General features: G+C 75.5%; 2 protein-coding genes and 1 pseudogene. All 3 read right to left on the reverse strand.

What is annotated here, in order from left to right; genetic code table 11:
• Positions 1 to 1,355, reverse strand: a 1,355-nt coding sequence (locus tag GTQ99_RS21015; RefSeq protein ID WP_166617647.1) for an FAD-dependent oxidoreductase, incomplete at its 3' end; no start/stop codon positions are given.
• Positions 1,352 to 2,748: pseudogene (locus GTQ99_RS21020) on the reverse strand (aspartate aminotransferase family protein). The pseudogene GTQ99_RS21020 and the gene GTQ99_RS21015, both read right to left, overlap by 4 nt.
• A 108-nt stretch (positions 2,749 to 2,856) precedes the next feature.
• Positions 2,857 to 3,324, reverse strand: coding sequence for an Lrp/AsnC ligand binding domain-containing protein (locus tag GTQ99_RS27255; protein WP_166617648.1), 468 nt, complete (start codon positions 3,322 to 3,324; stop codon positions 2,857 to 2,859).
• Between the last annotated feature and the right edge of the window lie 266 nt (positions 3,325 to 3,590).

A 3,590-nucleotide genomic window follows, 5' to 3' on the forward strand; every position in this document is an offset into this window, starting at 1 on the left:
GCGGTGAGGCGGGCCAGGGCGGCCGACAGCGGGGTGGGGCGGCCCAGGCGCCGCTCGGCGGCGTCGGCGGAGCGGGCCAGCACGAGCCCGGCGTTGACGCCCAGCCAGCGCAGCGGTTCCGGCTCCCAGCGCGGGGAGCGGTGCCCGAACCACGGCAGCCGCAGCAGCTCGGAGCCGGTGCCGGTCACCGCGTCGGCGAGCGTGCGGCCCGCGAGGTTGGTCGTCGAGACGCCGTCGCCGACGTACCCGCCGGCGCTGCCGAGCCCGGTGGCCGGGTCGTGGCGGACGGCGGCGTGCCAGTCGCGGGCGATGCCCAGCGGGCCGCCCCAGGCGTGGGTGAACCGCGCGCCGGCGACCTCGGGGAACATGTCCGCCAGCGTCGCGCGCAGCGCCCCGAACACGCGGTCGTCGGTGTCGAAGCGCGGCCGCACGCCGGAGCCGAAGTGGTAGGGCGCGCCGCGGCCGCCGAAGACGAGCCGGTCGTCGGCGGTGCGCTGGCCGTAGACGACGACGTGCCGGTGGTCGGAGAACGTCTCCCCGCCCGCGAGGCCGGCGCGTTCCCAGAACCGCGCCGGCAGGGGTTCGGTGGCGACGACGAGCGAGTACACCGGGACGACCTCGCGGGCGGAGCCGGGCAGGGCGGGCGTCCACGCCTCGGTGGCCCGCAGCACGTGCCGGGCCCGGACGCTCCCGCGGTCGGTGCGCACGAGCCCCGGCGCCAGCGAGAGCGCGCGGGTGCCCTCGGCGATGCGCGCCCCGGCGCGCTCGGCGGCGGCGGCCAGGCCCCGGGCCAGCCGCAGCGGGTGCACGCGCGCGCAGTGCGGCGTCCAGCTCGCGCCCACGGCCCCGGACATCCCCACGCGCTCGCGGGTCTGCCCGGCGTCCAGCAGCCGCAGCCCCTCGGGGGAGCCCTCGGCCTCGTCGGCGGCCACCTCGGCGCGGGCCCGGGCCAGCTGCGCGGCGCTGCGGGCGACGACGACGGTGCCGCCCTTGCGCCAGCCGCAGTCGATGCCCTCCGCGGCCACGACGCGGCCGACCTCGTCGACCGCGTCCCGCATCGCCGCCCGCATCGCCCGCGCCGCCGGCGGCCCCGCGGCGGCGGCCATGCTGCCCAGGCCCTGCGGCAGCAGCGCCGAGCACCAGCCGCCGTTGCGGCCGCTGGCGCCGAAGCCGACCTGCTCGGCCTCCACGACGAGGACGTCCAGCGAGGGGTCGCGCTGCAGCAGGTAGTAGGCGGTCCACAGGCCGGTGTAGCCGGCGCCGACGACGCAGACGTCGGCCGTGGTGTCCCCCTGCAGCGGCGGGCGCCGCGGGGCCGGGTCCGCCGTGTCGGCCCACAGCGAGCGCGCCGTCACAGCCGCCGCCCGGCCTCCACGAGGACCGCGCGCAGCCGCTGCTCGATCTCGTCGAAGTCCGCCGGGCCGACGACCAGCGGCGGCGCGAGCTGGATGACCGGGTCGCCGCGGTCGTCGGCGCGGCAGTACAGGCCCGCCTCGAACAGCGCCGGGGAGACGAAGCCGCGCAGCAGGCGCTCGGCCTCGGCGTCGGCGAACGTCTCGCGGGTGGCGCGGTCCTTGACGAGCTCGATGCCGTAGAAGTACCCGGCCCCGCGCACGTCGCCGACGATCGGCAGGTCCAGCAGCCGCTCCAGCGCCCGGCGGAACAGCGGGGCGTTCTCGTGCACGTGGGCGACCAGCCCCTCGCGCTCGAAGATGTCGAGGTTGGCCATCGCGACGGCCGCCGAGACGGGGTGCCCGCCGAAGGTGTAGCCGTGGGCGAAGGAGTCCTGCCCGTGCGTGAACGGCTCGAACAGCCGCTCGGAGGCGATCATCGCGCCCAGCGGGGAGTAGCCGCTCGTGATGCCCTTGGCGCAGGTGATGATGTCCGGGACGTAGTCGAAGTCCTTGCAGGCGAACAGCTCGCCGATGCGCCCGAAGGCGCAGATCGTCTCGTCGCTGACGAGCAGGACGTCGTGCTCGTCGCAGATCTCGCGCAGCCGCTCGAAGTAGCCCGGCGGCGGCGGGAAGCAGCCGCCGGCGTTCTGGACCGGCTCGACGAACACCGCGGCGACGGTGTCGGCGCCCTCGAACTCGATGGCCTCCCCGACGCGGTCCGCCGCCCAGCGCCCGAAGGCCTTGGGGTCCTCGCGCAGGTGCTCGGGGGCGCGGTAGGAGTTGGTGTTCGGCGCCCGGAAGGCGCCGGGCACGAGGGGTTCGAAGTCGGACTTGACGGGGCCGGGGATGCCGGTGATGGACAGCGCCCCGTGCGTGGTGCCGTGGTAGGCGATCGAGCGGCTGACGACCTTGTGCTTCAGCGGCTTGCCGACCCTCTTGAAGTAGGCCTTGGCCAGCTTCCAGGCGCTCTCGACGGCCTCGCTGCCGCTGGTGGTGAAGAACACCCGGTCCAGGTCGCCGGGGGCCTCGTGCGCGAGCCGCTCGGCGAGGTCGACGGCCGCGGGGTGCGCGTAGGACCACAGCGGGAAGTACGCCAGCGTCGAGGCCTGCGCGGCGGCCGCCTCGGCGAGCTCGGTGCGCCCGTGGCCCACCTGCACGGTGAAGAGGCCGGCGAGGGCGTCGATGTACTCCCTGCCGTGCGCGTCCCAGATCCGGGCGCCCTCGCCGCGCACGATGAGCGGCACCTCCTCGCCGGCCTGGAAGCCCGAGTGGCGGGTAAGTGCATCCAGAGGTGGTCGCGGGCGGCCGCGGAGCGGTCCGTGCCGCGCGGGGTGGTCGCCGGGGAGCTGGGCATGCCGGGAGGGTAGTCCGGCGCCTCACCGGCTGACAAGGGAATCCATCGCCGCCCCCGGGCTCGGCGACGGATTCAGGAGCCGTCGGGCGGCATGACCTCGGGAAGGCGTCAGCGGGTGCCCCAGTTGTAGAGCTGCTTGCGCAGCTTGAGGTAGACGAAGGTCTCCGTGGCCACGACCCCCGGCACGGCGCGGATCTTGCCGTTGATGAGCTCCAGCAGGCCGTCGTCGTCCTCGCAGACGACCTCGACCATGACGTCGAAGGAGCCGGCCGTCACGACGACGTAGTCGATCTCCGGCAGCTCGGCGAGGCGGTCGGCGACGACCCGGGTGTCCCCCTCGGCGCGGATGCCGATCATCGCCTGGCGGGCGAAGCCGATCTGCAGGGGGTCGGTGACCGCCACGATCTGCACGACACCGCTGTCGAGCAGGCGCTGCACGCGCTGGCGCACGGCGGCTTCCGAGAGCCTCACGGCCTTGCCGATGGCGGCGTAGGACATCCGCCCGTCCTCCTGCAGGACCTCGATGATCCGCTTGGAGACGGCGTCGAGGGGAGTTCCGGTGCTGCGGTTGCTCACCCCCGCACTCTAGTCGCCGCGACCGCCCGATCCCGCGGATCACCGCCTTCGCACCCGGGCCCGACGACGGATCGCGCACGCCGGACCCCTTGCCGTCGCCGGATCCGGCCGGTATGAACCGGGGATGCCGTTCCTGTCGGAACCCACCCCCGCCACCCGCGCGGCCCTGCGCGGCACCGCGAGCACCCCGTTCTGGCTGGACGACCCCGGGCGGCCCGCCCCGCAGCCCCCGCTGACCGCCGACACCCGCGCCGACCTCGTCGTCG

The sequence above is a fragment of the Kineococcus vitellinus genome (assembly GCF_009906315.1).
Lineage (GTDB): Bacteria > Actinomycetota > Actinomycetes > Actinomycetales > Kineococcaceae > Kineococcus > Kineococcus vitellinus.